The organism is Methylobacterium sp. WL116, from assembly GCF_008039455.1.
Taxonomy (GTDB): Bacteria; Pseudomonadota; Alphaproteobacteria; order Rhizobiales; family Beijerinckiaceae; genus Methylobacterium.
Genome location: NZ_VRUV01000764.1, coordinates 1 through 1620, shown reverse-complemented (window position 1 = coordinate 1620; position 1620 = coordinate 1). Strand labels below are relative to the sequence as shown.

Annotated in this window: 2 protein-coding genes and 1 pseudogene; 2 read left to right on the top strand and 1 reads right to left on the bottom strand. The window is 72.2% G+C overall.

Translation table 11 applies throughout. The features are described 5' to 3' along the window. Both FV223_RS27115 and FV223_RS27110 read left to right on the top strand, forming a co-directional pair. Positions 1-187 (top strand): annotated as a pseudogene (locus FV223_RS27115) (ATP-binding cassette domain-containing protein); the annotation flags it as partial. A 144-nt stretch (positions 188-331) separates the two neighbouring features. Continuing rightward, positions 332-841: an OsmC family protein gene (locus tag FV223_RS27110; RefSeq protein WP_147729800.1), complete on the top strand. Its 510-nt coding sequence runs from the start codon at positions 332-334 to the stop codon at positions 839-841. A 77-nt stretch (positions 842-918) separates the two neighbouring features. Here FV223_RS27110 and FV223_RS27105 read toward each other — a convergent pair whose 3' ends face one another. Continuing rightward, positions 919-1185, bottom strand: a complete 267-nt coding sequence (locus FV223_RS27105) for a hypothetical protein (protein ID WP_147729799.1) — start codon at positions 1183-1185, stop codon at positions 919-921. Positions 1186-1620 lie beyond the last annotated feature (435 nt).

Below are 1620 nucleotides of genomic sequence, written 5' to 3'. Positions count from 1 at the left end.
CGCGCTGGAGCGGGTCGGGCTGTCCGAGCACGCCGCGCGCTGGCCGCGCGACCTGTCGGGCGGGCAGCAGCAGCGGGTCTCGATCGCCCGCGCCTTCGTGGCGCGCCCGCGGGTGCTGCTCCTCGACGAGCCGTTCTCGGCGCTCGACGCCTTCACTCGCAAGGACCTGCACGGGCACCTGCTCGCGCCCTGGACCGCTCGCTGCGCCCGGCCGAGGCCCAGGCCGCCGCGGCGCCCGCCGGGAACTGGTGGTAGCGGGCGGCGCCGGTTGAGCCGCGGTGCGGTTCCCGCTAACGGCGACCGATCAAGACCCACGATGGAGGAGACGACGATGGACGCCACCACGCTTCGCGCGCTTCAGGCCCCGCTGAAGGACCAGTACCGCAACACCCCCGACGACGCGGTGATCACCCTGCGGGCCAAGGGCTCGCTCGACGACACGGCGATCGCCTGCAAGGTCGAGACCGGCCGCGCGCTGGCGGTGGCCGGCCTGCACCCGGCGACCGGCGGCTCGGGCGCCGAGCTGTGCTCGGGCGACATGCTGCTCGAGGCGCTGGTCGCCTGCGCCGGCGTGACGCTGAAGGCGGTGGCCACCGCCCTCGAGATCCCGCTGCGCGCCGGCACGGTGAGCGCGGAGGGCGACCTCGACTTCCGTGGGACGCTCGGCGTCGACAAGGCGGCACCGGTGGGCTTCCGTGCGATCCGGCTCGCCTTCGCGCTGGACACCGACGCGCCGCAGGACAAGCTCGACCAGCTGCTCAAGCTGACCGAGCGCTACTGCGTCGTGTTCCAGACCCTGAACCACAAGCCGGAGCTCGCCGTCACCGCCGCCCGCAGCTGAGGGGAGCGCCCACGAAAAAGGGCGGCGGAGCCGAGGCTCCGCCGCCCGTTCGTCCGATCCTGCGATCGGAGCGCGGCTTACCGGGCCAGGCTGCCGGTCCGCGACAGGGCGCGGCCGGTGCGCACCGGGGCCTCGTCGCCAAGGCGCGGGCCGATCGAGCCGGTGGTCAGGGCATCGCCCTCGCGGGCGGAGTCGACCCAGGCCGGCATGCCGAAGAAGCTGCGCGAGTCGGTGCGGTCGACGCGGGGGGCGTCGAAGCCCTGCGAACCGAAGCCCTGGGCGAAGGCGGAGGCCGGGGCGGCGAGCGCGAGGACGAAGGTGAGGGAGGCGAGACGCTTGGTCATGGTCGGTTCCTTGTCGTGATGGACGACCCGGTCTCGCGTCGCTGCGCGCACCCCGTGGCCGTCACTGCCATGACCAGGAGATGGTGCGCTGCGGAACGGTTTCACGTGCGCTTTCGCACGTGCGAGAAAGTAAAATTATAGTTCTATTTCAATGAGATAGTAGAACTATTCTACCGCGCGCGCCGCCAGGGATATCTCCCGGTGCCGTTGCTCGACAGTCCATTCGAAGCCCCGCGCGCTCCCTCCCCCGCACCCAAGTCGGGCCTGCCCGACTTGGGCACACGGGGTGCGGATCTCGGGCAAGCCCAAGATCCGTCGGGGGGAGGGAAGGGGCGCGTCGCGCTTTCGCCGATGGGAAAAAGCGCCTCACCCGGCCGAGACGAGCCAGCACCCGGCCGCGAGCCGCACGGCGCCGTCGTCCGCATGGGGCAGCAC